Genomic DNA, 1487 nt, shown 5'->3' on the forward strand with positions numbered 1-1487 from the left:
CCGGTCTTAACAGTACCATTGTTAATATTCTGATTGTTTTCATCCAGGACATTCTTCTCTACCTGTGACTGCACATAGAGAATGTCATAGTGATAGGCCACCTTACCGGGCTTTTCAGGCTCTGTTGGAGGCGTGGGAGGCGTGGGCTCTACAGGCTGCGTAGGCAATCCAATCGCCTTTACGTCAGAATTCAAGGCAAACCATACGCATCCGCTTCGATAAGAGGCCATATCCAAACTAATTTCAGAATTCGTAACTCTTCCTACAATCGCACCATACCATTGTTTCGCGGAGGATTCGTTGTCCCAATCCTGGACGTTGAATTTCGATCCTCTTGCCGTTGATGTATTATCCGTGCTCGCATAAGCACCGCCATCCGGCTGAACCTTAATCGACGAACCAGAGATTGGCACAAATTCACCGTTAAAAGCTGCTACCTTCTCAATTGCATCTACATAAACCACTCCTGAGCCATTACCACGGTTCAAAGAAGAAAAGTTCAGCAAGCTTCCCGTCGGATCAATCAACTGCCCCTGATCATCATAAAATTGAGCCTTTAAGTTGATTCTGGCGCTTCCGAAGAAATCGTTATACCAAATTGTAACCGTCGGATCCTTTTGCAAAATAACAGGCAGTTTATCGGGGACATTGTTGACCCCGTCAATTCCCTTAAAGGTATAAGTGTAAACCACCTTGGAGATCTTCTTCCCTTTGTAGCTCGAATTCTGCAGGTTCGTGTAGGTCGCGACAAAGGGTTTATCCTTTTCCAGCATAACTCTGGCTGCAGATCCCGGCTGACCATTATTTAGCATATCAAAATATGCATATCTCCAGGGTTCTGTTCCCAGGTTCCAGGATTTTACCGTATTGTTGAATTCATCCTTTGTATACTTCTTTCCGGAGAGGGTCAGCTTCGCGTTTGGCTCAGACTTGAAAATTAAGGGCTGGCCATAAGGCGGGTTCATATATCCGTCTTGATTTTTCTTTTTCTCCAGCTCTTCCATTGCCTTATTGTAAGCAGCTAAGTCAGTGTCATACTTTTTCTTGGCGATATTGTACTTGGCCAATTCTGCATCATACTTCTTCTTGGCCTCGTCGTATTTCTTCTTGTCCTGACTATATTTTTGCACAGCCTTCTTTGTATCCTTTAATTGCTGCACCTGCTGCTTATAATCCGCCTCGATTTCCGCCCTCTTGCTGTCGGCTTCCGCCTCGGATTTCACCACGCCCTTGTCAACGTCAGCATCCTGCACGATCTCAGCACCGGCACTTTTGGCATCGGAAACGCTTTGATCTAATTCCGTTCGGTCTGCTTTGATCTCAATTCCCTTGACGGGGTCTGCCGCATAGGTCGGCAACACCGCTCCAACCGTACCAAACATTACCAGGCATGACAAAGTAATCGCTGACAGCTTTTTGCTGATCGCTCTGCTCTTTCCTTTCATACTTCCTCCTTGTTTTTGTCTTTCTGCCAATTTTGAGTTTCT

General features: G+C 45.8%; 1 protein-coding gene. It reads right to left on the bottom strand.

Annotation, left to right across the window (positions count from 1 at the left end; translation table 11 throughout):
- Positions 1 to 1445, bottom strand: a 1445-nt coding sequence (locus HMPREF1508_RS04800; RefSeq protein ID WP_044959955.1) for a GbpC/Spa domain-containing protein, incomplete at its 3' end; no start/stop codon positions are given.
- Positions 1446 to 1487: the final 42 nt, after the last annotated feature.

Origin of the sequence: Shuttleworthella sp. MSX8B, assembly GCF_000524295.1 — a bacterium.
GTDB lineage: Bacteria > Bacillota > Clostridia > Lachnospirales > Lachnospiraceae > Shuttleworthia > Shuttleworthia satelles.